Origin of the sequence: Burkholderia sp. BCC1972, from assembly GCF_905339605.1 — a bacterium.
Taxonomy (GTDB): Bacteria; Pseudomonadota; Gammaproteobacteria; order Burkholderiales; family Burkholderiaceae; genus Burkholderia.
On the sequence record NZ_CAJPGH010000002.1, the window covers coordinates 58,303 to 83,722 of the forward strand.

The 25,420-nt window shown below is 68.6% G+C and carries 17 protein-coding genes; 10 read left to right on the forward strand and 7 right to left on the reverse strand.

What is annotated here, in order from left to right; all coding sequences use genetic code 11:
• The first annotated feature begins 21 nt into the window (after nt 1-21).
• Complete coding sequence (locus tag U5798_RS03785; RefSeq protein WP_124456633.1) at nt 22-648, forward strand: FMN-dependent NADH-azoreductase; 627 nt, start codon at nt 22-24, stop codon at nt 646-648.
• A 67-nt stretch (nt 649-715) separates the two neighbouring features.
• Here U5798_RS03785 and U5798_RS03790 read toward each other — a convergent pair whose 3' ends face one another.
• Nucleotides 716-3,127, reverse strand: coding sequence for a patatin-like phospholipase family protein (locus U5798_RS03790; RefSeq protein WP_322081247.1), 2,412 nt, complete (start codon nt 3,125-3,127; stop codon nt 716-718).
• 270 nt (nt 3,128-3,397) lie between these two features.
• Between U5798_RS03790 and U5798_RS03795 the strand changes: the two genes are divergently transcribed.
• Complete coding sequence (locus U5798_RS03795) at nt 3,398-4,432, forward strand: rod shape-determining protein (RefSeq protein WP_124456635.1); 1,035 nt, start codon at nt 3,398-3,400, stop codon at nt 4,430-4,432.
• A gap of 210 nt (nt 4,433-4,642) precedes the next feature.
• Entirely contained in the window at nt 4,643-5,302 is a 660-nt protein-coding gene (locus tag U5798_RS03800; protein ID WP_322081248.1) for a YdcF family protein, read from the forward strand.
• Between the two features lie 530 nt (nt 5,303-5,832).
• Here the strand turns inward: U5798_RS03800 and U5798_RS03805 are convergent.
• Nucleotides 5,833-6,072, reverse strand: a complete 240-nt coding sequence (locus U5798_RS03805) for a hypothetical protein (protein ID WP_124456637.1) — start codon at nt 6,070-6,072, stop codon at nt 5,833-5,835.
• Here U5798_RS03805 and U5798_RS03810 point away from each other — a divergent pair.
• From U5798_RS03810 to U5798_RS03820, 3 genes are all read left to right on the forward strand, one after another.
• Nucleotides 6,014-14,611: an autotransporter-associated beta strand repeat-containing protein gene (locus U5798_RS03810; protein ID WP_322081249.1), complete on the forward strand. Its 8,598-nt coding sequence runs from the start codon at nt 6,014-6,016 to the stop codon at nt 14,609-14,611. The two genes, U5798_RS03805 and U5798_RS03810, sit on opposite strands and share 59 nt — an antisense overlap.
• Nucleotides 14,612-14,767: 156 nt before the next feature.
• Nucleotides 14,768-16,990, forward strand: a complete 2,223-nt coding sequence (locus tag U5798_RS03815; RefSeq protein WP_124449528.1) for an amylo-alpha-1,6-glucosidase — start codon at nt 14,768-14,770, stop codon at nt 16,988-16,990.
• Between the two features lie 96 nt (nt 16,991-17,086).
• Nucleotides 17,087-17,338: a hypothetical protein gene (locus U5798_RS03820; RefSeq protein WP_006482135.1), complete on the forward strand. Its 252-nt coding sequence runs from the start codon at nt 17,087-17,089 to the stop codon at nt 17,336-17,338.
• A gap of 495 nt (nt 17,339-17,833) precedes the next feature.
• Here U5798_RS03820 and penR read toward each other — a convergent pair whose 3' ends face one another.
• Complete coding sequence (gene penR / locus U5798_RS03825; protein ID WP_124449530.1) at nt 17,834-18,724, reverse strand: beta-lactamase transcriptional regulator PenR; 891 nt, start codon at nt 18,722-18,724, stop codon at nt 17,834-17,836.
• Nucleotides 18,725-18,851: 127 nt separating this feature from the next.
• Here penR and blaPEN-bcc point away from each other — a divergent pair, with 127 nt between their 5' ends.
• A complete protein-coding gene (gene blaPEN-bcc / locus U5798_RS03830; protein WP_322081250.1) occupies nt 18,852-19,787 on the forward strand; it encodes a PEN family class A beta-lactamase, Bcc-type in 936 nt (311 codons plus the stop codon).
• Between the two features lie 479 nt (nt 19,788-20,266).
• On the opposite strand, the gene U5798_RS03835 is transcribed toward blaPEN-bcc, so the two are convergent.
• From U5798_RS03835 to U5798_RS03850, 4 genes are all read right to left on the reverse strand, one after another.
• The gene (locus U5798_RS03835) at nt 20,267-20,467 is read right to left on the reverse strand and encodes a hypothetical protein (RefSeq protein WP_176050028.1); all 201 of its coding nucleotides are present in this window, start codon (nt 20,465-20,467) and stop codon (nt 20,267-20,269) included.
• Between the two features lie 203 nt (nt 20,468-20,670).
• Nucleotides 20,671-21,090 carry a hypothetical protein gene (locus U5798_RS37115; protein ID WP_415859486.1) on the reverse strand — a complete coding sequence of 140 codons (420 nt, stop codon included), beginning with the start codon at nt 21,088-21,090 and terminating at the stop codon, nt 20,671-20,673.
• A 260-nt stretch (nt 21,091-21,350) separates the two neighbouring features.
• Nucleotides 21,351-22,727, reverse strand: coding sequence for a sensor histidine kinase (locus tag U5798_RS03845; protein WP_322081251.1), 1,377 nt, complete (start codon nt 22,725-22,727; stop codon nt 21,351-21,353).
• Nucleotides 22,724-23,386 (reverse strand): response regulator, encoded by a 663-nt coding sequence (locus tag U5798_RS03850; protein WP_124449538.1) that lies wholly within the window; start codon nt 23,384-23,386, stop codon nt 22,724-22,726. Before U5798_RS03850 ends, U5798_RS03845 begins: the two co-directional genes overlap by 4 nt.
• Before the next feature lie 233 nt (nt 23,387-23,619).
• On the opposite strand from U5798_RS03850, the gene U5798_RS03855 reads away from it, so the two are divergent.
• The 3 genes from U5798_RS03855 to U5798_RS03865 are packed head-to-tail and all read left to right on the forward strand — an operon-like array spanning nt 23,620 to nt 25,371.
• Complete coding sequence (locus tag U5798_RS03855) at nt 23,620-23,973, forward strand: YgiW/YdeI family stress tolerance OB fold protein (RefSeq protein WP_034189342.1); 354 nt, start codon at nt 23,620-23,622, stop codon at nt 23,971-23,973.
• Nucleotides 23,974-24,028: 55 nt separating this feature from the next.
• A complete protein-coding gene (locus U5798_RS03860; RefSeq protein WP_124449540.1) occupies nt 24,029-24,889 on the forward strand; it encodes a MurR/RpiR family transcriptional regulator in 861 nt (286 codons plus the stop codon).
• Nucleotides 24,890-24,945: 56 nt separating this feature from the next.
• Nucleotides 24,946-25,371, forward strand: coding sequence for a GNAT family N-acetyltransferase (locus tag U5798_RS03865; protein ID WP_322081252.1), 426 nt, complete (start codon nt 24,946-24,948; stop codon nt 25,369-25,371).
• Nucleotides 25,372-25,420: the final 49 nt, after the last annotated feature.

Genomic DNA, 25,420 nt, shown 5'->3' on the forward strand with positions numbered 1-25,420 from the left:
TCGTGTGCGAGGTCACGCATCATGCGGCTGCTGAACATCGTGTCTTCTCCGCGCGGCGTCCGGTCGGCGTCAATCGCGGTCGCCAGTGCGTTTGTCGATGCGTGCCGCAACGCGAACGCGCTGCTCGACGTCGATACGCTGAATGTCTGGGACGCGGACTTGCCGGACTTCGACAGCGAGGCGATCGGCGCGAAGTACAAAGGCGTCGCCAACGAACCGATGAATGCCGCCGAGCAGTCGGCCTGGCTGCGGATTCAGTCGCTCGTGAAGCGGTTTCAGGAGGCGGACCGGATCGTTGTCGGCGTGCCGATGTGGAATTTCGGTTACCCGTACAAACTCAAGCAACTGATCGATCTCGTCAGCCAGCGGAACATGCTGTTCACGTTCGACGGTGCCGCCTATGGCCCGCTGCTGAAGATTCCGCGCGCGCTGGTCATCCATGTTCGCGGACAGAGCGGGGAAACCGGTGCGGGGCGTCTCGACACCCCCGGGTTCGGGCATCAGGCCGATTACATCGAATTCTGGCTGAAGTTCATCGGCGTGGACGAGGTCAGGAGCCTGACCGTCGAACATACGTGGAATGCGAGGGCGCGCGACAGCATCGAGCGGGCGCAAGCGCGGGCGGTGGCGATGGCCGCGGAATTCTGATCGGGAGTTCGAAGGCAGGACGGCAACGCGGCAACACGGATGCCGCCGAAGCGGCATCCGCGCATGCTCAGTACGTACGACCGAGCTGCAGATAGAAGTTGCGGCGGCCGCTCGGCGCAAGCGCCACGCCGATATAGACGGGCCCGAACGCGGTCGACAGGCTCGTGAAGAACGTATAGCTCTGCTTGAGTGCGCCGCCGCCGATCTGCTGCCCGCTCGACCACACGTTGCCGACTTCCGCGCTGGCGCCGATCGACAGCGCCTTGACCGGCGACGCGTTGAACGTCATCAACTGGTTCATGTAGGTTACCTGCGCATACGCGAGCTCGTTGCCGTTCAGCTGGTCGGCCGCATACGCGGACAGGTGCTGGAAGCCGCCGAGCGTGAAATTGAACGCGTTGATCAGGTTGGTGCCGCCGATGCTCTTGCCGCCTTCGATCGTCGCGCTGATGCTGTGCCGGCCGAACTGCTGCGCGACCATCGCCTTGCCGTAGATCTCGGTGTAGGGCGCGTTGTTGATGCTGTCGTCGAACGACGACGCCGAGCCCCCGTTGCGCGACACCAGCGAGCGTTCGATACGCAGCTCGGTGAAATAGCCCTTGCGCGGGAACAGCGGATCGTCGAGCTGGTCGATGACGAGCCGCGCGCGCGCGGTCAGCGCCTGCGACGTGAAGCTTGGCCACAGCAGCGTCTGGCCGCTCCCGTCGTCCAACGGCACGTTGTAGGTCGGCGAACCGTGTCCGGTCACGTAACCGACGCCGATCCGGAAATCGCCGAGCCGCCCGATCGGCAGGCCGAGATCGAGCCCGGCGCGCGCCGTCTGCATCAGGTACTGCGTGATCTTCACGTTGCCGCTGTCGTCGTACAGGTTCGCGTAGCGGCGCTGGTATTCCGCGTAGGGCGACAGGTAGACGCCGTAGGCGGCCGGCAGCGGCTGGCGCAATTCGATGCGCGCCGACTGCAGGTCGCTGCCGATCGTCGTGTCCGCGCGGAATTCGAGCCCCGATTCGGTGAGCCAGGGCCGCCGGTAGCCGACGTGCAGGCGGAAGCCGCCCTCGTCGGTCGAGCTGCTCGACATGCCGAGCCCGAACAGCAGGAAATTCGGCCCCCAGTACTTCTCGCGCGCGTTGATCTCGAGCACGTTGTCGTCGCCGTGGCTCACGATCTGCTGCGTGACGCTCTCGAAATTGCCGCCCGTCGTGAGCCCGAGCAGGTCCTGGCTGACGGTCTGCGGATCGTAGGTATCGCCGGGCTTCACGTGCAGCGCATTGCTGACGACGCGCTTCGGCACGCCGCCGCTGGTCTGGATGTCGATGCGCGTGATCCGGATCGGCGGCGGCAGCGGCTGCGCGTGCGCCGACCGGTAGGCGGCGTACTGCTCCGGCGTGAGCGCGAAACGCTGCAGCTTCGGCAGCGCGGCGGTCGCGGCGGCCGCGCCGGCGGCGATCGCCTGCTTCGCGTTCTGGAAATCGGTGAACGCGAGCGCGCCGAGGTCCGGCGTGAGCAGCACGTCCCGTGCGTCGAGCTGCTTGCGCTGCGCGGTCACGTTCTGGCGAATCAGGATGCCGACCATCTGCTGCATCACGTCGGCGGGCGACGCAAGCGCATCGAGCGGGCGCAGTTGCGAGCCGATGTCGACCGCGATCACGACGTTCGCGCCCATCTGCCGCGCGGTGTCGACGGGCAGGTTGCTGACGAGCCCGCCGTCCACGAGCGCGCGCCCGTTGATCTCGGCCGGCGCGAACAGGCCCGGCATCGCCATGCTCGCGCGGATCGCGAGCGGCAGCGAGCCGTGGTCGAGCACGACCATCTGGCCCGTCTGCAGGTCGGTCGCGACCGCGCGGTACGGGATCGGCAGGCGATCGAACGGCTGGTTGGTCGGCACGGCGGCCGTCCAGTTCGCGAGCAGCGCCTGCAACCGGTTGCCCTGCACGAGGCCGACCGGCGCCTTCACGCCCTTCTTGCCGAAGCCGAGCGTCAGCCCGTTGATGTACAGGCGTTCGTCTTCCCGGCTCGTTTGCGGCAGGTCCGCGCGGTCCGTCACGTCGAACGCGATATCCGCGAGGTTGACCTCCGACAGCCGCTTCTGCATCTCGCCGGCCGCCATCCCGCTCGCGTACAGGCCGCCGACCACGGCGCCCATGCTGGTGCCCGCGATGCAGTCGATCGGGATCCGGTTGTCCTCCAATACCTTCAGGACACCGAGGTGTGCGTAACCGCGCGCGCCGCCGCCGGACAGCACGAGGCCGATCGACGGCCGGCCGGCCGGGCCGCCGTCGGCCGTGCAGGCGTCCGCGGGCGCAGCGGGCGCAGCGGGCCTGGCCGCGGGCGTGCCGGCTGCCGCGGCCGAGACGGTCGCGGCAGCAGTGGGTTCGGTGGCCGGCAGCGGCTGCGCGGCGACCGTGCAGCACCAGAAGGCGACGAGCGTCGTGCAGAGCGGGCGCACCCGCGCCCAGCGGGAGGAAACGGTCGCTGTCATGGTGAAAATACCTGGCGTGATCGGGCGTCTGAGGCCTGCCGGGAGCAGGCAAGACCGAGAGATTACCGTGTTTTACACGCGCAACGCGAGAGGCCGTTGTGCAGCCTGAGGCATCCGAAATGTCATTTTCGGCAATATCGTCGCGAAAAAATCATCGGAATTGCCTAAAGTATCGGAACGATTTGCCGCTAAGCTCGTGATGGGGCGGCATGGACGCGCCGCGAAAATGCGGCGCGGCTGTCCCGGCCCGTTCCTTCACAAAGGTTTGATATGTCGACACCGCTGTTCGGAAAGTTGTTTGCGCAACCCGTTGCGATCGACCCTGGAACGGCGAGTACGCAGATTTATACGCACGAGCGCGGTGTGGTGCTGAACCAGCCGTCGGTCGTCTGCTTCCGCAAGGGCGGTGCGACCGACGCGCGGCCGACGCTCGAGGCCGTCGGCGAGCTCGCGAAGGCGCTGCTCGGCCGCGAACCGGGGCATCTCGAAGCCGTGCGGCCGATGCGGCACGGTGTAATCGCCGACGCGCACGCGGCCGAGCAGATGATCCGCAGCTTCATCGACATGTCGCGCACGCGGTCGCGCTTCGGCCGCCGGGTCGAGGTCACGCTGTGCGTGCCGTCCGACGCGACGGCCGTCGAGCGCCGCGCGATTCGCGAGGCCGCGTTCGCGGCCGGTGCATCGGACGTCGAACTGATCGAGGAGTCGCTCGCGGCCGGGCTCGGCGCCGGCCTGCCGGTAACCGAGCCGGTCGGCTCGATGGTCATCGACATCGGCGGCGGGACGACCGAAGTCGCGGTGATCGCGCTCGGCGGGATCGTCTATCGCGAGGCGATCCGCGTCGGCGGCAGCCAGTTCGACGCGGCGATCGTCAACCATGTCCGCAACCTGTATGGCGTGCTGCTCGGCGAGCAGACGGCCGAGCACGTGAAGAAGACGATCGGCTCGGCCACCAGCGCGGTGCCGCGCACGTCGACGCGTGCGGTGGGGCGCAGCATCGGCGACGGCCTGCCGCGCTCGGTCGAGCTGTCCAACCACGACGTCGCGGACGCGCTGGCCGCGCCGCTTAAGCAGGTGATCGGTGCGGTGAAGTCGGTGCTGGAAAACGCGCCGGCCGAGCTCGTGACCGACATCGCCAATCGCGGCGTGGTGCTGACGGGCGGCGGCGCGCTGCTCGCCGACCTCGAGCGCCTGCTCTACGACGAGACGGGGCTGGTCGCCCGGATCGCCGACGAACCGGCCACCTGCGCGGTGCGCGGCGCCGGCGAGGCGATGGGGCGGCTGTCGATGTGTCCGGCCGACTGAGCCGGTTCCGCGGCCGGTCGCGCAGGCTTTCGCACTCTTTCGGTCTCCCTCTTGCCGCCACGCACTGCGTCGGTCGTCGTGTCGAACGGCCGCCGACCTTCCGGCATCGATCCGCCGCGTGGACAGGCGCGAGCGCGCCATGCTAGGGTGTTGCGCCCGTCCGGGCGCCGGGCGAGCCGGCACGCCCGACGACCTGAGAGACCGACAACCTTGAAATATCGAACCAAACGGGGCTTCGCGGCCCGAGCGGGCCGCCTGCTGGCCGTGTTCGCGTGCCTCTGGATCGCGGCGGCCGTTGCGATCGTCGTCCACGGGATGCGGATGCCGAGTGAACCGGCGGACGTCGCCGTGATCTTCGGCAACGCGCTCGACGATACCGGCGCGCCGAAGCCCGTGCTCGCGGCCCGGCTCGATGTCGGCGTGCGCTGCTACCGCGCGGGGCAGTGCCCGGCGTTTCTGGTCAGCGGCGCGATCGACGGTCCCGGGCTCGACGAGGCGACGGCCATGCGCGACTATCTCGTCGCGCGCGGCGTGCCGGCCGACCGGATCGCGGTCGACGACCAGGGCGACAACACGCTCGCGACCGCGCAGCACACACTCGCTTACCTGCAGGCGCACAAGCTGTCGCGCGTGCTGATCGTCAGCCAGTACTACCACCTCGCGCGGGCCCGGCTCGCGTTCGAGCGCGTCGGCATCGCGCGGGCGAACATCTCTGCCGCGTATCCGCACCGCTTCCAGTTGCGTGATGTCTATTCGAGCTGGCGCGAAGTGCCGGCATACGCGATGTATGCGGTGCGGCTGTGGGTGAATCCCGATGCGCGGCCGCTGTCGTTCCGGCCGATGCTTTATCTGATGAGCCTGTTTTCGTAACGCGCCGCGCCGCGGGGCGAATGCTTCCGGCGCGCGTGGTTCTCTCTCTTTTTTCCGGTTTCCTGTCGTTTCCTCTCCGCAGCACGAATATATTCGACACTCGGCAGGCGATAACGATTCGCATTGCAATTTTGATGCAATGCGGAAATCCGGATAAATCCATCAGGATCCAGAAAATCCCGATTTTCTCCGGTAATTAAGTGAGTGCTGATTATCCGCGTAGGCGATTTTCGGGAATTTGAATATTGCACTGCGGGATTCATATACCTTGAATCGAGAATGCGCATCAGCGTTTTCACGGATGCGGCGATTCCGCTCTTTCTGCGAAAAATCAAATAACAAAGACGAAAAACATGCAGAGGCGCCGCCGGACGCCTTTCGGTGGGTAAAAAATACATGCTTGCCGGCCCTTGATCCGATGGTTAAACATCGACTGGAAAACGGTTCGAGTTTGATATAGCCTTGTCTGATAAAAGCAGGGCAGTAATCAAATCAACCAGAAAGTCGCTGCAGAAAAACAGGGGCCGCCATCATGTCATTCGACTAGTCTTGCGTCTGCCATCCCGATCCCGGGCTGATTGAAAATTCATCCTTGAATAAACCGACGTTGCATCGCGACTGCCGGGGCGGACGCTTTTGTCCGCGATTTTCTGCTGCGCGCCGTTCGGTGCGGCTGCCATACCCATATCAAAACCAAAAACGAGGGAAAGCATGAATCTTGCGCGTTCGAAAAAAGCCGGTGAGCCGTTTCCGAGACTGCTGTTGCCCACGGGTGTTTTCCTGGCACTGTCCGGCGCGGGTATCGTGCCTGCCCATGCGACCTGCAGCCAGGCGGGCACGACGGTGACCTGTTCCGGCGTCGCGAACCCGCTGGCGCCGAGTTACTCGAGCAACCTCAACAATGTGAACGCGACCGTCAACCCCGGCGCAAGCGTCGGCGTGCTGCTTGGCGTCGGCGGCACGGCGATGTCGCTGACGGGCAACAACGCCACGCTGACCAACAACGGCACGATCGACCCGTCCGCGCTCGGCTCGGGGCTCGGCATACTGTCGAGCGGCGCGGTGATCGGCAACGCGGCGGCGAGCTCGGTCAACATCACCAACAACGGCGTGATGAACGGCTCGACCGGCGTGGCGATCAGTGGCGTGACGGGCATGGCGCTGTCGGTCCAGAACGGCACGGGCGGCGTTTCCAACATCACGAACACCGGTTCGATCGGTTCCACCCCGCTGGTCGGTGCGACGTTGGTCGGCGCGGATGCGCCCGTGGTCGCTGCGTACGGCGGCGGCCAGGTCAACGTGACGAACAGCGGGACGATCACCGGGCGGGTGTCGTTGGGCTCGAACAACTCGCCAGGGGCGGGCAATACGTTCACCAACTCGGGCGTGATCAACGGCAGCGTGTCGATGGGCGCGAACAGCACGAACACGTTTACCGCGGTCACCGGCTCGTCGGTCAACACGGCAGGCGGCACTGGCGGAGCGTTCAACATCACGGTCGGTCCGGTCACGCTCGGTGTCGCGGCGACCGGCGTCGTCGACGGCGGCGCGGGCGGCAACAACACGCTCGTCCTGCAGCAGGGCGCTCCCGCGAACGGCACGATCGCGGCCAACAACTACATCAACTTCAATCACCTCGACGTCACGAGCGGCAACTGGACGATCAACGGTGCGTCCACCGCGCAGGACGCGACGCTGGCGGGCGGCGTCGCGATCATCAACGACAACGCGTCGCTCGGCACGGGCACCGTCACGGCCATCGGCGGCGCGCTGCAGGCCGGCACGGCGGGGCTCAACGTCGCCAACGGCGTGACGATCGGCGCGGGCGGGCTGACGGTGCAGGGCGCGACCGGGCTTACGCTGTCGGGCGCGGTGTCGGGCGGCGGCGCGCTGACAAAGAACGATGGCGGCGTGCTGACGCTGTCCGGCGCGAATACCTACACGGGCGGCACGAACCTGAACGGCGGCGGCCTCACGGTCGGCAACAACTCGGCGCTCGGCACGGGTGCGCTCAACGTCAACGCGTCGGCGTCGCTCGACACGAGCACGAACGTGACGCTCGGCAATGCGGTCAATCTCGCGACGGGTACGACACTGACAGTTGGCGGCAGCAACAATCTCGGGCTCACCGGCACGATCTCCGGGGCCGGCGGCCTCGTGAAGAACGGCGCGGCGACCACGACGCTGACCGGCACGAACACGTACACCGGCGACACGACGATCAATTCCGGTACGCTCGCGCTGAGCGGAAACGGCAGCCTTGCGTCGACCGGCACCGTGAACCTGACCGGCGCGGGCGCGACGTTCGACCTGAGCGGTGCGTCGGGCGCGCGGACGATCGGCTCGCTGGCAGGCGCGGCGGGCACGAACGTGGCTCTCGGCAGCAACGGATTGACGATCAACGCCACCGGCAACGCGACCTATGCCGGCACGATCGGCGGCGCGGGCAGCGTGACGCTGTCGGGCGCCGGCACGCAATCGCTGACCGGCACGAACGTGTACACGGGCGGGACCAACCTGAACGGCGGCAACCTCGCCGTCGGCAGCAACACGGCGCTCGGCAGCGGCACGGTGAACGTGAACGCTTCGTCGTCGCTCGACGCGACCACCAACGTGTCGCTCGCGAATGCCGTCAACCTCGCGACGGGCACGACGCTGACGCTCGCCGGCAGCACCGCGCTCGGGCTGGGCGGCACGATCTCGGGCGGCGGCGGCCTCGTGAAGAACGGCGCGGCGACCACGACGCTGTCCGGCGCGAATACCTACTCGGGCGGTACGACGCTGAACGCCGGCGGCCTGGTGCTCGGCAACGCGTCGGCACTCGGCACCGGCGCACTGACCGTCGGCGGCTCGGCGACGCTCGATACGAACGCGAATCTCACGGTCGGCAATGCGATCGATATCGGGACGGGCAATACGCTGACGCTCGGCGGCAGCAACGCGCTCGGGCTGAGCGGCGTGATTTCCGGTGCGGGTGCGCTCGTGAAGAACGGCGCGGCGACCACGACGCTGACGGGCGCGAACACGTACACGGGCGGCACGACGATCAACGCCGGCACGCTGGCGATCGGCGCGGGCGGCAGCCTGTCGTCCACGGGCACGGTGAACCTGGTCAATCCGGGTGCCGCGCTCGACATCAGCGCGGGCGGTGCACAGTCGATCGGCGCGTTGTCGGGCAGCGCCGGCACGAGCGTGAATCTCGGCGCCAGCGCGCTGACGCTGGGCGGCACCGCCAGCGGCACGTTCGGCGGCGTGATCGGCGGCACGGGCAGCCTGACGCTCGCGGGCACCGGCACGCAGACGCTGAACGGCGCGAACATCTATACGGGCGGCACGAACCTCAATAGCGGCAGCCTCGTCCTCGGCAACAACGGGGCGCTTGGCACCGGCGCGCTGAACGTCGGCGGCGCGGCGACGCTCGATACGAACGCCAGCCTGTCGGTGGCCAACGCAGTCAACCTCGGCACGGGTGCGGCGCTGACGCTGGGCGGCAGCAACAATCTCGCGCTGGGCGGTGTGATTGCCGGCACGGGCAGCCTCGTGAAGAACGGCGCGGCGACCACGACGCTGACGGGCGCGAACACCTACACGGGCGGCACGACGATCAACGGCGGCACGCTGGCGATCGGTGCGGGCGGCAGTCTCGCATCGACCGGCACGATGAACCTCGCGGGCATCGGTGCGACGCTGGACCTGAGCGCCGCGACGGGCGGCCAGACGCTCGGTGCACTGTCGGGTGTCACGGGCGCGAGCATCAACCTCGGCGGCAACGCACTGACGCTGGGCGGGACCGCCAGCGGCACGTTCAGCGGTGCGATCAGCGGCACGGGCAGCCTGACGCTCGCGGGTACCGGCACGCAGACGCTGAACGGCGTGAGCACCTATTCCGGCGGCACGAACCTCAATAGCGGCGGCGTGGTGCTCGGCAACAATTCGGCGCTGGGCACCGGCACGGTAAACGTCGGCGGTGCGGCGACGCTCGATACGAACGCCAGCCTGTCGGTGGCCAACGCGGTCACCCTCGGCACGGGTGCGGCGCTCACGTTGGGCGGCAGCAATGCGCTCGACCTGAGTGGTGCGATTTCCGGTGCGGGCAGTCTCGTGAAGAACGGCGCGGCGACGACCACGCTGACCGGCGCGAATACGTATACGGGCGGCACGACGATCAACGCCGGCACGCTGGCGTTGGGTGCGGGCGGCAGCCTTGCATCGACCGGCGCGATGAACCTCGCGGGCACGGGCGCGACGCTCGATCTGAGCGCCGCGACAGGCGCACAAACGCTCGGCGCATTGTCGGGCGTCGCGGGCACGAACCTCAACCTCGGCGGCAACGCGCTGACGCTGGGCGGGACCGCCAGCGGCACGTTCAGCGGTGCGATCGGCGGCACGGGCAGCCTGACGCTCGCGGGCACCGGCACGCAGACGCTGTCCGGCGCGAACACCTATACGGGCGGTACGACGATCAACGCGGGCAGCACGCTCGCACTCGGCGCGGGCGGCAGCCTGGCGTCGACCGGTACGGTAAATCTGGCCAGGACAGGCGCGACGTTCAACCTGGGCGGCGCGACGGGCGCGCAGACGATCGGTGCGCTGACCGGTGCGGGCGGCACGAACGTGAACCTGGGCGGCAACGGGCTGACGCTGAGCAGCGCGGGCAACTACGCGTTCGGCGGTGCGATCGGCGGTACGGGCGGCCTGACGCTGGCCGGCGCGGGTACGCAGACGCTGACGGGCGCGAACACCTACACGGGCGGCACGACGATCGGCGGCAGCAGCACGCTCGCACTCGGCGCAGGCGGCAGCCTCGCGGCGACGGGTGCCGTGAATCTCGCGGCCGCGGGCGCGACGTTCAACCTGAGCGGCGCGTCGGGCGCGCAGACGATCGGCGCGCTGACCGGCGCGGGCGGAACGAACGTGACCCTCGGCGCGAATGCGCTGACAGTGAACGGCAGCGGCAACAACACGTTCGGCGGCGCGATCGGCGGCACGGGCGCGGTGACGTTCGCGGGCACCGGCACGCAAACGCTGACGGGCGCGAACACCTACACCGGCGGCACGACGATCGACGGCGGCAGCACGCTTGCACTCGGCGCGGGCGGCAGTCTCGCGTCGGGCAGCGCGGTGAATCTCGCGGGTACCGGTGCGACGTTCGACGTGAGCGGTGCGACAGGTGCGCAAACGCTCGGCGCGCTGACCGGCGCGGGCGGCACGAACGTGAATCTCGGCGCGAATGCACTCACGCTGAACGGCAGCGGCAACAGCACGTTCGGCGGCACGATCGGCGGGACGGGCGGCCTGACGCTCGCGGGCACCGGCACGCAGACGTTGACGGGGGCGAACACGTATACGGGCGGCACGACGATCAACGCGGGCGGCACACTCGCGCTCGGCGCGGGCGGCAGCCTCGCGGCGACGGGCGCGGTGAACCTCGCCGGCACCGGGGCGACGTTCGACGTGAGCGGTGCGACGGGCGCACAGGCGGTCGGCGCGCTCACCGGTGTGGGCGGGTCGAACGTGACCCTCGGCGCGAATGCGTTGACAGTGAACGGCAGCGGCAACAACACGTTCGGCGGCGCGATCGGCGGCACGGGCGCGGTGACGTTCGCGGGCACCGGCACGCAGACGCTGACGGGCGCGAACACGTATACGGGCGGCACGACGATCAACGCGGGCAGCACGCTCGTGCTCGGCGCGGGCGGCAGTCTCGCGTCGGGCAGTGCGGTGAATCTCGCGGGTACCGGCGCGACGTTCGACGTGAGCGGTGCGACGGGCGCGCAGACGCTCGGTACGCTGTCGGGCGCGACCGGCACGAACGTGAAACTCGGCGCGAACACGTTGACGCTGAACGGCAGCGGCAACGGTACGTTTGGCGGCGTGATTGGCGGGACGGGCGGCGTGACGCTGGCCGGTACCGGCACACAAACGCTGACGGGCGCGAACACGTATACGGGCGGCACGACGATCAACGGCGGCAGCACGCTCGCGCTCGGCGCGAACGGCAGCCTCGCATCGACCGGCTCGGTGAATCTGGCCGGCACCGGCGCGACGTTCAACCTGAGCGGCGCATCGGGTGCGCAGACGATCGGCACGCTGTCGGGCGCGGCCGGCACGAACGTGAACCTCGGTGCGAACGCGCTGACGCTGAGCGGCAGCGGTGCCGGCACGTTCGGCGGGACGATCGGCGGCACGGGTGCCGTGACGGTTGCGGGTACGGGCACGCAGACGCTGACGGGCGCGAACACGTATACGGGCGGCACGACGATCAACGGCGGCAGCACGCTCGCACTCGGCGCGAACGGCAGCCTCGCATCGACCGGCTCGGTGAATCTGGTCGGCACCGGCGCGACGTTCAACCTGAGCGGCGCATCGGGTGCGCAGACGATCGGCACGCTGTCGGGCGCGACCGGCACGAACGTGAACCTTGGTGCAAACGCGTTGACGCTGAGCGGCAGCGGTGCCGGCACGTTCGGCGGGACGATCGGCGGCACGGGTGCCGTGACGGTTGCGGGCACCGGCACGCAGACGCTGACGGGCGCGAACACGTACACGGGCGGCACGACGATCAACGCGGGCAGCACGCTCGCACTCGGTGCGGGCGGCAGTCTCGCGTCGGGCAGCACGGTGAATCTCGCGGGCGCAGGTGCGACATTCAACCTGAGCGGCGCATCGGGCGCGCAGACCATCGGTACGCTGTCGGGCGCGGCAGGCACGAACGTGACCCTCGGCGCGAATGCACTGACGCTGAACGGCAGCGGCAACGGCACGTTCGGCGGCGCGATCGGCGGTAACGGTGGCGTGACGTTCGCCGGCACCGGCACGCAGACGCTGACCGGCGCGAATACCTACACCGGCGGCACGACGATCAACGGCGGCAGCACGCTCGCGCTCGGCGCGGGCGGCAGTCTCGCATCGACCGGCGCGGTGAATCTGGCAGGCACGGGCGCGACGTTCAACCTGAGCGGTGCGACGGGCGCGCAGACGATCGGCACGCTGACCGGCGCGGCCGGCACCAGCGTGAACCTCGGCACGAATGCGCTGACACTGAACGGCAGCACCAGCGGCGCGTTTGGCGGGACCATCGGCGGCACGGGTGCCGTGACGGTTGCGGGTACGGGCACGCAGACGCTGACGGGCGCGAACACCTACACGGGCGGCACGACGATCATCGGCGGCAGCACGCTCGCGCTCGGCGCGGGCGGCAGTCTCGCATCGACGGGCGCGGTGAATCTCGCTGGCGCGGGTGCGACGTTCGACGCGAGCGGCGCGACGGGCGCGCAGACGATCGGCGCGCTGTCGGGCGCGGCCGGCACGAACGTGAACCTCGGCAGCAACGCGTTGACGTTGAACGGCAGCGGCAGCAGCACGTTCGGCGGCACGATCGGCGGCTCGGGCGGCGTGACGGTGGCGAGCGGCACGCAGGTGCTGACCGGCGGCAACACGTACACGGGCGGCACCACGATCGCGGCCGGCGGCACGCTGCAGCTCGGTAACGGCGGCACGTCGGGCAGCGTGGCCGGCAATGTCGTCGACAACGGTGCGCTGGTCGTCAATCAATCCGGCAACGTGACGATCGCGAGCGTGCTGTCCGGCGCCGGTTCGCTGACCCAGGCCGGCAGCGGCCAACTGACGCTGACGGGCACGAACACGCTGAGCGGCCCGACCACGGTCAGCGCGGGCACGCTCGCCGTCAACGGCTCGCTCGGCCAGTCGAACGTCACCGTGCAGAGCGGCGCGACGCTGACGGGCACCGGCACGGTCGGCGGCCTCGTGGTGCAGGGCGGTGCGACGGCGGCCGCGTCGCAGCCGGGCGCGGCGCTGAACGTGGGCGGCAACGTCACGTTCCAGCCGGGTTCGACGTTCCAGGTCGCGGCGTCGCCGCAACAGAGCGGCAGCCTCGCGGCGGGCGGCACGGCGACGCTGAACGGCGGCACCGTGCAGGTGATCGCGAACCAGAGCGGCTACCAGCCGAGCACGACCTACACGATCCTCACGGCCGCGTCGGGCGTGCAGGGCACGTTCAGCCAGGTGAACGCGAACTACGCGTTCCTGATGCCGACGCTCAGCTACGATCCGGGTCACGTGTACCTGCGGCTCGTCGAGAACGGCACGTCGTTGCCGGACGTCGCGACGACGCCGAACCAGCGTTCGGTCGCGACCGCGCTCGGCGGGCTCGGCGCCGGCAACCCGCTGTACGACGCAGTGCTGACGACCGACGCGCCCACCGCACGGCGCGCGTACGGGTTGCTCGACGGCGAACTGCAGGCGAGCCTGAAGAGCATGCTGCTGCTCGACAGCCGCTACGTGCGCGACGCGGTGACCGACCGTGTCCGCCAGGGCCTCGCACCCGGATCGGGCCCGCTTGCCGCGCTGTCGTCGGGCGGCGCCGCGCTGTGCGGCGACAACACGGCCGGCGCGGCCGATCCGACGTTGCCGCCGGAACGCCGGATCGGTTCGCGCGAGGGCTGCTACGGCGGCACGCCGTATCAACCGGTCGTCTGGGGGCAGGCGTTCGGCGGCCGCAGCCGGCTCACCGGCGACGGCAATGCGTCGACGATCAACCGCAGCATGACGGGCTTCATCGCCGGTGCCGACATGGCGCTCAACGACAAGTGGCGGGCGGGTCTGGCGGCAGGCGTCACGCACAGCTCGCTCGACAACGACCAGAGCGCGTCGGCGGCGGTGAACAGCTACTACCTGTCGCTGTATGGCGGCGCGCAGTACGGCGCGCTCGGCGTGCGCGGCGGCGCGTCGTACACGTGGTACCGGATCAACAGCGACCGTTACCCCGGCTTCGCGGGCTTCTCGGATCACGACTCGGCCGGCTACAACGCGAATTCGGCGCAGGTGTTCGGCGAAGTCGGGTACGCGCTGCCGGTCGGGCCCGTCGCGATCGAACCGTTCGCGGGCCTCGCGTATGTGAACCTGCATACCGACGGCTACACGGAAACCGGTGGCGCGGCCGCGTTGCGTGCCGGCGGCGAGACGACTCACGTCGGCTTCTCGACACTCGGCGTGCGCGCGGCGTCGCAACTCGGCTCGATCGGGAGCGGCACGTTCACCGCGCGCGGGACGGTCGGCTGGCGCCATGCGTTCGGCAACGTGCGGCCGTCGTCGGCGTTCACGTTCGCGAACGGCGGTACGTCGTTCCAGGTGTCGGGCGTGCCGATTGCGCGCGACAGCGCGGTGCTCGAAGCCGGTATCGACGCGAACATCACGAAGCGCCTGACGCTCGGCCTCACGTACAGCGGCCAGTACGGCAGCGGCGTGCGCGACAACGCGATCCTCGGCAACATCCTGTGGAAGTTCTGAGCTGCACGTGATGTGCCTGTGCGCGACGCCAGGCGGCGACGGCAACGTCGCCGGGCGTCGCCTCTTTGTCGTCGCTGCGCACATGCCCCGTTCTGGCCTATCCTGTGCGAAACACGCGACGCGCGCCGCGCGTTGCGCCTCGACACAGGAGCATCGATGCCGAATCACGCCGAAGCCACTACGACGCAGGCGCCGCAAGTCGCGCCGGTCGCCCCGACCACCGCGTCGGGCCCTGCCTTCATCGCACCCGAAGCCGATCCGCAGGCCCTCGCGCGGAACAACCAGTACGTGCTCAAATCCGGCGACGCGTTCGTCGTCAGCGACGCGCTCGGCGACATTGGCGGCCATGACGACGGCCTGTTCGTCGACGACATGCGCGTGCTGTCGAAATGGCGCCTGACGTTCGGCGGCCGTGCGCCGTCGCTGCTGTCGGGCGCGACGAGCGCCGACAACGCGTCGTTCACCGCGCACCTGACCAACCGCCCGCTGCCGCCGCTCGGCGGCCACGAGACGCCCGAGGGCGTGATCCATATCGAGCGGACGCGCGTGCTCGCGGGCGACGTGCTGTACGAAGCGCTGACGCTGACGAACTACGGTGCGAGCGAAGCCGAGGTGCCGCTGTCGCTGTCGTTCGCGGCCGATTTCAAGGACATGTTCGAGGTGCGCGGCACGCGGCGCCCGAAGCGCGGCACGGTCGTTGCTCCGCGCGTCGATGCGGGCGCGGTGCGGTTGCGCTACGACGGCCTCGACAGCGTCGAGCGCAACGTGACCGTGCATTTCTCGCCGGCGCCTGACGCGCTGTCGGTCGATCGTGCCGACTACACGCTGGCGATCGCCGCGCAGGCCTGCGTGTCGATCTACCTGACCGTCGATGCGACGCTCGGCCCGGCGCACGGCGAAGGGCCCGGATGCGGCCGCGTCGCGCTGCGCACCGCGCTCGTCGGCGTGCATCGCGAGATGCGCGCGCGGCGTGAGTCGATGGCGCGCGTGAACACCGGCAATCCGCTGTTCGACGCATGGCTGGACCGTTCGCTCGCGGATCTCGGGTTGCTCACGACGCAGCTCGACACGGGGCCGTACCCATATGCGGGCATTCCGTGGTTCTCGACGCCGTTCGGCCGCGATGCGGTGATCACGTCGCTGCAGATGCTGTGGCTGCAGCCGTCGCTCGCGCGCGGCGTGCTGCGCTTTCTCGCCGAGCACCAGGCGCGCGAAACGTCCGCGTTCCGCGACGCGGAGCCCGGCAAGATCATGCACGAGTTCCGCCGCAGCGAGATGGCCGCCACGGGCGAGGTGCCGTTCGCGCTGTACTACGGTGGCGTCGACACGACGCCGCTGTTCATCGTGCTGGCCGGCGCCTATGTCGAACGCACCGGCGACGATGCGCTGATCGACGAACTGTGGCCCGCACTCGAACGCGCTGCGCAATGGGTGATCGACAAGTGCGACCGCAATCCGTACGGACTGCTCGATTACCAGCGCACGTCGGAGCGCGGCCTCGCGAACCAGGGCTGGAAGGACAGCCACGATTCGGTGTTCCACGCGGACGGCCGCTTCCCCGACGGGCCGATCGCGCTCGTCGAAGTGCAGGCCTATGCGTGCGCGGCGCTCGATGCGATGTCGGCATGCTCGCACCGGCGCGGCCACGCGGCCGACGCAACGCGCTACGCGCTGCGCGCGAAGACGCTGCGCGAGCAGGTCGACGCGCTGTTCTGGATGCCGGAAGGCGATTTCTACGGGATCGCGCTCGACGGTCATGGCGATCTGTGCCGCGTGTTCGCGTCGAACGCGGGCCACCTGCTCGCGTTCGGGTTGCCCGACGCCGAGCGCGGCGCGGCGGTGGCCGGCGTGCTCGGCTCGACGCTGTTCCAGACGGGGTGGGGCATTCGCACGCTCGCGGCCGGCCAGCCGCGCTTCAACCCGATGGCCTATCACAACGGCTCGGTATGGCCGCACGACAATGCGCTGATTGCACGCGGGCTCGCGCGCTACGGCGACAAGACGGCCGCGGTGAACCTGCTGCGCGCGCTGTTCGAGGCGGCGGTGAGCTTCGAGATGCGCCTGCCGGAACTGTTCTGCGGGTTCCCGCGCCGACGCGGCGAACCGCCGACCGCGTATCCGGTGGCCTGCCTGCCGCAGGCATGGGCGGCCGGTGCGCCGTTCATGATGCTGCAGGCGTGCCTCGGCGTGAGCATCGACGCGTCGCGCCACGAGGTGCGCGTCGAGCGCCCGGCGCTGCCGGAAGGGGTCGACTGGTTGCGGATCGACGCGCTGCGCGTCGGCGACGAAACCGTGTCGCTGACGTTCCGCCGCGTCGACGGCCAGGTCGTCGCGGCGGCGGAGCAGCCGGGCCGCGTGAAGGTCGTCGCGGTGCTGTAGCGCCGTGCTGCGCGAACGTTGCGCGATGTCGCGCCACGTTCGCGCCCGGCGGCATAGAATCGTGACATGACCCTTGAACGATGGCGGAGGTAGACGATGACGACCGACAACCGGCCCGACGACGGCGAGCACAAGCTCGAGAATCTGGAAGCGGCGGTCGACCACCTGCACAAGTCGATCGAATCGCAGAGCATCGCGGTCGGCGCGGCGAAGGGCATCCTGTTCAGCCTGATCGAAACGCTCGGCGCACTGATCGGCGATCCCGATCTTCCCGAGCATGCGCGTTCGGGCTACGAAGCGCTGCGCGACAAGGCGAGCGAATTGCGCGGCGGGCTCGACCGGCATTGATGCATTGCTTGCGCCGGCGCTGCCCGATTCTGCAGATGAAGCACAAAACCCCGTGCGCTCAATGAGTTAGGTGGGCGCTGCGCAGGATATCCACAAGCTTGCCAACATAATCTGTGGAGAACCGGCCGGCCTTTCGGTCACACGCGCGGTGCGTGCCCGGAGGTCGTCCGGTGTACGGGGCGAATGCCTTTCCGGTGCCACACCATTGACCGCTCAAGGTCCGGATATCGAATACCCTTGTGTATCAAGATGTTACGCGCCGGATCTGATGGATATCCACAGGCTTGCCAACAAAATCTGTGGACAACTCGCAATCGATTGCGTCGCATTGGTTGAGTATCGGGCCCGAATGCGACAGGCGTGCGAAGCCCCTGCACAAAGGCTGCCCGATGCGTGTACCGGAAAGCAAATGCGTGCACGATCAAGGGCTTGGATCCTGGGTGCCCAGGATATCCACATCCTTGCCAACATTTTCTGTGGACAAGCGAGGCTGCGTTACGCGTCCGGCGTCGTGCCGGCCGCCTCGGCCACGATCCAGTCGCGAAAGAGCGTCATTGCCGGCGTCAGCGGTTTCGATTTCAGCGACGTGAGCCAGTAACCGCCCGCGCACACGTCGATATCGAGCGGCCGTGCGAGCAGGCCGAGCTGCAGTTCGCGCGCGAACATGCAGGCCGGCGCGAGCGCGACTCCCGCACCCTGCATCGCGGCCTCGACCATCAGCCGCGACGAATCGAACACGGGCCCGTTGACCGCCCATGGCTCGAGCTGCGCGGCGTCGAACCAGCCGTGCCATTCGTCGGTGCGGTACGAGCGCAGCAGCGTTTCATTGGCGAGATCGGCCGGCTGCGCGAGGCGCCGCGCGATTTCCGGCGTGCACAGCGCGGTGAGCGGCGCATCGAGCAGCGGCTCGTTGCGGGTCGCCGGCCAGTTGCCTTCGCCGAAACGGATCGCGAAGTCGAGACCCTCGGCCGCCAGGTCGACGACGTTGTTGTTGGTGCGCAGCCGCAGCTCGACGAACGGGTGCGTATCGCCGAATTGCTTCAGTCGCGGCATTAGCCAGCCTAGGGCAAAGGTGCCGACGACACCGAGCGTCAGCACCTCGCGGAAGCGCCCGCCGTCGAACTGCTTGAGCACCGTCTCGATGCGGCTGAACGCGTCGCTCAGCACGGGCAGCAGCGCGCGCCCTTCGTCGGTGAGCCCAAGGCCGCGCGGCAGCCGTGTAAACAGCGTGCAGCCGAGCCGTTCCTCGAGCGAGCGCACCTGCTGGCTGACCGCGGCCTGGGTCACGCTCAACTCGAGGCCGGCGCGCGTGAAGTTCAGGTGGCGCGCCGACGATTCGAACGCGCGCAACGCATTGAGCGGAAGATGAGGGCGGAGCTTGGTCATAAGAATTTCTTTTGTCAGCGCTCAATTATCGTTGCTTGTCAGGCAACCGTAAAGTCTCGATAGTGCTGTCTCGGCGGCCGGCCGTTTCAACCTCGATTCGCCGCCATTCCACCACGAGACAACCGACATGACCTACTCATCGAAACGTCGAACCCTGTTGCTGGCCGCCGCGACGGCGCCGGTCGTTCTCACCGCCACCGCGTGCGCATTGCGGCAGGCCACGGCGCCGGATGCGGCCAGTCAGGCAGCGGCGGCTGCGGACGCCGTGGCGCCCGCGGCTGCCGGGGCGGCGATTGCCGATCTCGAGCGCGACGCGGGCGGCCGTCTCGGCGTGTACGCGATCGACACCGCGCGCGGCCGCGTCGTCGAACATCGCTCGGGCGAGCGATTCCCGTTCTGCAGTACGTTCAAGGCGATGCTGAGCGCGGCGGTGCTGGCGCAGAGCGTCGATCGCCCGGGCCTGCTGCAACAGCACGTCACGTACACGCAGGCCGACCTCGTCAACTATTCGCCGGTGTCCGGGAAGCATGTCGGCACGGGCATGACGGTCGCCGCGCTGTGCGAGGCCGCGATCCAGTACAGCGACAACTCGGCTGCGAACCTGCTGATGAAGCTGATCGGCGGCCCGTCCGCCGTGACCGCGTTCGCGCGATCGATCGGCGACGACGCGTTCCGGCTCGATCGATGGGAGACCGAACTGAATACCGCGTTGCCGGGCGACCCGCGCGACACGACGACGCCCGCCGCGATGGCCGCGAGCATGCGCGTGCTCACGCTCGGCGAGGCGCTGCCGGCCGCGCAGCGTGCGCAGCTCGTCACCTGGCTGCGCGGCAACAAGGTCGGCGACAAGCGGATCCGCGCAGGCGTGCCGGCCGGGTGGACGGTCGGCGACAAGACGGGAACCGGCGACTACGGGACGACGAACGATGCCGGCGTCATCTGGCCGGCGTCGGGCGCGCCGATCGTGCTGGTCGTGTACTACACGCAGGCGCAAGCCGATGCGCGGGCGAAGGACGACGTGATCGCGTCGGTCGCGCGCATCGTCGCGCAGACGTTCGGTTGAACGGCGCGGTGCGGCGTGCGCGGCGCGATCCGCATGCACGCCGTGCCGCAGTCGTGACCCGCGTGACCAAACGTTGTGCGATCAACGACTTAGGTCGCGCATGCTCAGGATATCCACATGCTTGCCAACAAAAATTGTGGACAAGCCAGCGTGCGGCCGCGTTCGCCATCGCGCGCGCCGCCGTGCCGCGTTTGAAGCGGCGCGGACAAAGTCTTTCGGATCAAGCGCTTGGCTGCGGTATGCGCAGGCTATCCACACGCTTGCCAACAAAATCTGTGGACAAGCAAGTCGACCGGCACGGCAGGCGGCGTGTCACGCCACGGGCGGGTGCGCAACCGGCGATTTGCCGCGCGCGTGCCCCATTCGAAGCGGCGCGGACAAAGTCTTTCGGATCAAGCGCTTGGTCGCGGTATGCGCAGGCTATCCACATGCTTGCCAACACAATCTGTGGACAAGCCCGCGGGCCGTCGCCGCGATGTTCAGCGCTGCCGATCGTCGACCGTGGGCCAGCGTGCAAACGCGAACACCCATAGCATGATGAAGTTCAGGACCGGGACGAACATCGTCAGGATCCACCAGCCCGAATGTCCGGTGCGCCGGACGATGCGGACGTACGGATAGACGACGATGGCGACGAGCACGAGCGAGACGAGCAACTGCCACGCGGTGAAGTGTTCCATGGTCTTCCTCGGGGTGATGTGTCGTGGTGCGGCGCGACGCCGCCGATGCGCGGCCGCGTGCGGCTCGCATGATCTTGATGCGTGACGTGCACGGGCGTCAAGGCGCGGGCAGCGTGTTGCCGTTGCGCCGGATCGTCCGCTTTCGCACGCGCTTGCGCCGCGTGTTGCCGAAACGGTGGCGCCGCGCATGAATGGCAAGCCGATCAACGGGTTAGCGCATGCTTGCGCAGGATATCCACAAGCTTGCCAACACAATCTGTGGGTAAGTGGCGCGGCAGCCGGCCCGCACGCGTGCGGCGGTCGCGGCGTGCATCCGTCGTGGCGTCGTGATGCGAACCGAGGCGAAGCGGGGCGTGCAACGGCCAGCGCCCGGGCCGCGTCTGCATCACGCGTGCCAAAGTCCATCGGATCAAGGGTTTAGCGTCGCGGTGCGCAGGATATCCACAAGCTTGCCAACATTTTCTGTGGAGAAGTCCGCGTTCGCGATGACGGTGGATGCCACGCGCTGCCACGTTTCGCACGCGCACTTGCGCGGTGCAGATCACGAATTCCGCATCGTCTTTCCACTCGGTGAGAAAGCCGGCTTCGTCCGCAGGGGCGAGCGTGAACACGTTGACGCGCACGACCGGCTCCGCGTCGATCGCAATCTGTTTGGTGGATCGAAAAGGAAGGATCCATCGGCTGCGACGGATTGTGCATGACGGTTGAATCGGGTGCGTGGCTGACCGCGTGCGGTGCATCGCGCACCGGATCGCCGCCGCGCGGCGCATTTGCCGCGCATGCGCGACAAACGCTTTCCGATCAAGGGCTTGGTGCCGTTAATGGACGGTTGTCCACAAGCTTGCCAACATATTCTGTGGAAAAGCCGCCCATCACGCGCGCATCAGACCGGTGCGGGAAACCGCACCGTGACGGTCAGCCCGCGCCCGCCCTGCGTGGTGCCGAGTGCGACCGTCGCGCGATGCTGTTCGGCGATCCGCTTGACGATCGACAGCCCGAGCCCGCTGCCTGACGACGTGACGGCCTGCGCGCCTTCGCCGCGATAGAAGCGTTCCCACACGTCCGTGCGTTCGGCTTCCGGAATGCCGGGGCCGTCGTCGGCGACTTCGAGCACGGGCGTCGTGCCGTCGACGCGCGCGGACACGTCGACACGCGCGCCGTTGCCCGCATAGCGGATCGCATTGTCGACGAGGTTGTTCAGCAGCACGCGCAGCGTGTCGACGTTGCCTGCCGCCATCACGGGCGCGGCGACGATCGCGCCGAGATCGATTTGGTGCGCGTCGGCGACGCGTGCGCGGTCCGATACCACCGACCGGCACAGCGCGGCGAGATCGACGGGCGTCGACGCCGACGCGGCCGCCTGCGCATCGGGTTCGAGGCGCGCGAGCGTCAGCAACTGCTCGGCGAGGTGGCCGAGGCGCGTCGTGCCCGCCTGGATCTGCGCGAGGATGCGCTCGCGTTCCTCTGCGGTCGCCGCGCGCCGCAGCAGCTGCGACTGGATCGACAGCCCCATGATCGGCGTGCGCAATTCGTGCGCGGCATCGGCGATGAAGTGCCGCTGCAGCGTGAACGAGCGGTCGAGCCGCGTGAGCAGGTCGTTGATCGCTTCCGCGAGCGGGCGAACCTCGTTCGGCATCGACGCGACGTCGACCGGTTCGAGGTTGTTCGCATTCCTGCGTTTCAGGCCCGATGCGATCGTGCGCAGCGGCCGCAGCCCCGCACCGATGCCGAACCACAGGCCGATGGCCAGCAGCGGCAGCATCGAGAACACCGGCCACAGCAGGTGCACGGCGATGGCGGCGATCGCTTCCCAGCGCGCGTGCCGCGCCTGCGCGAGCCGGATCGTCGTGCCGCCGCGTTCCGTCACATAGGTGCGCCACGGCTGGCCGCCGACGTCGACGCTCGCGATGCCCTTCTGCGCGGGCGGCGGCAGCTTCGAATCGCGGTCGGTCGAATACACCAGCGAGCCGTTGCGCCAGACCTGCAGCAGCACCGCATCGGGGTCGCTTGCCTCGAAGCCGTGCTTGCCGTTCGCGTGGTCGCTGAACGACAGCTCGCCGTTCGGGCCGACGACGATTTGCTTCGACATGCTGCGCATCTGGTCGTCGAGCAGGTCGTCGAGTTCGCGCAGCGCGCCCCAGTAGGTGCCCGCGCTCGCGACCAGGCCGATCACGCACGCGGCCGGCAGCAGCCAGGTCAGCAGGCGCCGCCGCAGCGACGCGTTGCGCCAGTGCGCGATCGCGCGTTGCACGTGCGTCATGTGCCGTCACCGATCCGGTAGCCGACGCCGCGCACCGTGCGGATCATGTCGTGGCCGAGCTTCTTGCGCAGGTTGTGGATGTGCACCTGCACCGCGTTGCTCTCGATTTCCTCACCCCAGCTGTACAGCCGCTCCTCGAACTGCTCGCGCGAAATCACCGCGCCCGGTTCGCGCATCAGTTCGTGCAGCAGCACGAACTCCTTCGGCGACAGCGGCACTTCGTCGTCGTCGAGCCACACGAGGTGCTTGACGGGATCGAGCCGCAGCGGGCCGATCGCGAGCGTCGTCTGCGCGCGGCCCGCGTGGCGGCGATTGACCGCGCGAATGCGGGCGAGCAGCTCGTCGAGCTCGAACGGCTTGACGAGATAGTCGTCCGCGCCGCTGTCGAGCCCCGCGATGCGGTCGGGCACGCCGTCGCGCGCGGTGATGATGATCGCGGGCAGGTTTTCGTCGCGGCGGCGCAGCGCGGCGAGCACCGACAGGCCGTCGCGGTTCGGCAGCCCGAGATCGAGCAGCAGCAGGCCGTAGCCGGTCGAGCGCAGCGCGAGCGACGCGGCGTCGCCGTCCTTCACCCAGTCGACCGCGAAGCCTTCCTGTTTGAGGCCCTGTTCGAGCCCGCTGCCGATCAGCGGATCGTCCTCGACGAGCAGTACGCGCATGGATTGGTGTCTCTTCAGCAGGGCGCAGCAACGCCCGGGGTTCCCATGATAAGCGCACGCGTCTTAGGCGAAGCTTAAATGCGGGCGCGGCGCGGCGGGCCTTTCGTACTCGTCCAATGCGGCACCATGTCGCTTCGGCAGACCCTTCAGGTTTGCTTAATCTTACGGTCCGTAATCTGGCGCCGTCGTGCTCAACGGGGCGCGGCGTCACATCGAAGAAGAGGACCGACATCATGAAACACCTGGCCAGAATCCTGGCGGTTGCGCTCGCCACGCTGCCCGCCGCCGTCTACGCGCAATACACGGGGCCGTCCGCGCTGACCACGACGACCGTGAAGGAACTGCTCGCCAACGGCAAGGACGACCAGCACGTGCAGTTGCAGGGGCGCATCGTCAAGCACGTCGGCGGCGAGGACTACGAGTTCGCCGACGCCACCGGCACGATCCGCGTCGAGATCGACCACAAGCTGTGGGCGGCCGGCCAGCCCGTCAGCGACAAGAACGAAGTGAAGGTGACCGGCGAATTCGAGCGCAAATGGTCGGGCAGCGTGAAGGTCGACGCCGATCACGTCGAAGTGCTGCGCTGACCGGTGCGTGCGGGGCCGGTGATACCATGAACGACCGGTTCCCGTTCCCACCACGATGGCTGCCAATTTCGACGAACTCGCGTCCCGGATCCGGGCGCAATTTTCCGAGCTGAGCCCGCAATTCCAGGCGGGCGCCGCCTTCCTGCTCGATCATCCCGACGAAGTCGCCACGTCGTCGATGCGCAAGGTCGCGCAGCGCGCGCAGGTGCAGCCGGCGTCGCTCGTGCGGTTCGCGCAGCAATTCGGTTTCCCCGGCTGGAACGAGTTGCGCGACCTGTGCGTCGCGCGCGTGCGCACGCGCCCCGAGCCGCTCACGCAGCGCGCGCGCTCGCTCGTGCGGCCCGACGCGAAGGCGTCGCTCGCGCATGACCTGCTCGCCGCGCAGCAGCACAACCTGTCGGCCACCGCCGCGCAGAACGAGCATGCGCTCGCGGACGCGGCCAAGTTGATCCGCAAGGCATCGCACGTGCACGTGGCGGGGTTCCGCTCGTGCTATCCGATCGCGTTCGGGTTCGTATACGGCTACCGGCTGTTCCGCCCGACCGTGTCGCTGCTCAACGGCGTCGCCGGTTCGCTCGAAATGGAGCTGCGGACGATCGCGAAGCAGAGCGTGACCGTGGTCGTCAGCTTCGCACCGTATTCCGCGGAAGCGAAGCGCGTCGCGCAGGCTGCGAAGGCGCAGGGCAGCAAGATCGTCGCGATCACCGACAGCGCGGTCTCGCCGATCGCGCTGAACGCGGACGCACAACTGATCTTCACGCACGACAGCCCGTCGTTCTTCCCTTCGCTGGTGGCCGCGCATGCGATGGCCGAGGCGCTGGTCGCGCAGTTGCTCGCACTCGAAGGCAGTGATGCGATCGCGGAGCTCGAACGTACCGAAGCGGAACTGCACGCGAAGGGCGCCTACGTCGTCTGACGCGCGCGGCACATGCGGCTTCGGCTCCCCATTCTCGATTCAACCCGACGTAACCGATGACGTTCACCTACGAAGTGACCGATGCGGGCGATGCCGAGGTCCGCAAGCAGATCGTCGCGCCGCTCGTGCGATTCAACGAAAGCCAGGCAGGTCCGGCCGAATTCCGGCCGCTGGCAGTGGTCGTGACCGACGCGGCCGGCGCGGTGGTCGGCGGCCTGTGGGGCGCCACGGCGTTCGGCTGGCTGCACGTCGACCTGCTCGTGGTGCCCGAGGCCGCGCGCGGCCAGGGCGCCGGCACGCGCATCATGGATCTGGCCGAAGCGGAGGCCGTCGCGCGCGGCTGCCACAGCGCGTGGCTCGACACGTTCGATTTCCAGGCGCGGCCGTTCTACGAGAAGCGCGGCTATGTCCGCTTCGGCGAGTTGCCGGACTATCCGGTCGGGCACACGCGCATTTTCCTGACGAAGAGGCTCGCGGGCTGAGTGGCGCCGCCGGCGGCACGATTGACGATGCCGCCGGCCGTCGCCTACG

What these genes read in the sequence shown, in the direction of transcription:
- U5798_RS03835 (WP_176050028.1), bottom strand. Translation starts at nt 20,467, where the DNA reads ATGGAACACTTCACCGCGTGGCAGTTGCTCGTCTCGCTCGTGCTCGTC.
- U5798_RS03860 (WP_124449540.1), top strand. Translation starts at nt 24,029, where the DNA reads ATGGCTGCCAATTTCGACGAACTCGCGTCCCGGATCCGGGCGCAATTT.
- U5798_RS03810 (WP_322081249.1), top strand. Translation starts at nt 6,014, where the DNA reads ATGAATCTTGCGCGTTCGAAAAAAGCCGGTGAGCCGTTTCCGAGACTG.
- U5798_RS03790 (WP_322081247.1), bottom strand. Translation starts at nt 3,127, where the DNA reads ATGACAGCGACCGTTTCCTCCCGCTGGGCGCGGGTGCGCCCGCTCTGC.
- U5798_RS03850 (WP_124449538.1), bottom strand. Translation starts at nt 23,386, where the DNA reads ATGCGCGTACTGCTCGTCGAGGACGATCCGCTGATCGGCAGCGGGCTC.
- penR (WP_124449530.1), bottom strand. Translation starts at nt 18,724, where the DNA reads ATGACCAAGCTCCGCCCTCATCTTCCGCTCAATGCGTTGCGCGCGTTC.
- U5798_RS03785 (WP_124456633.1), top strand. Translation starts at nt 22, where the DNA reads ATGCGGCTGCTGAACATCGTGTCTTCTCCGCGCGGCGTCCGGTCGGCG.
- U5798_RS03865 (WP_322081252.1), top strand. Translation starts at nt 24,946, where the DNA reads ATGACGTTCACCTACGAAGTGACCGATGCGGGCGATGCCGAGGTCCGC.
- U5798_RS03815 (WP_124449528.1), top strand. Translation starts at nt 14,768, where the DNA reads ATGCCGAATCACGCCGAAGCCACTACGACGCAGGCGCCGCAAGTCGCG.
- U5798_RS03820 (WP_006482135.1), top strand. Translation starts at nt 17,087, where the DNA reads ATGACGACCGACAACCGGCCCGACGACGGCGAGCACAAGCTCGAGAAT.
- blaPEN-bcc (WP_322081250.1), top strand. Translation starts at nt 18,852, where the DNA reads ATGACCTACTCATCGAAACGTCGAACCCTGTTGCTGGCCGCCGCGACG.
- U5798_RS03845 (WP_322081251.1), bottom strand. Translation starts at nt 22,727, where the DNA reads ATGACGCACGTGCAACGCGCGATCGCGCACTGGCGCAACGCGTCGCTG.
- U5798_RS03855 (WP_034189342.1), top strand. Translation starts at nt 23,620, where the DNA reads ATGAAACACCTGGCCAGAATCCTGGCGGTTGCGCTCGCCACGCTGCCC.
- U5798_RS03795 (WP_124456635.1), top strand. Translation starts at nt 3,398, where the DNA reads ATGTCGACACCGCTGTTCGGAAAGTTGTTTGCGCAACCCGTTGCGATC.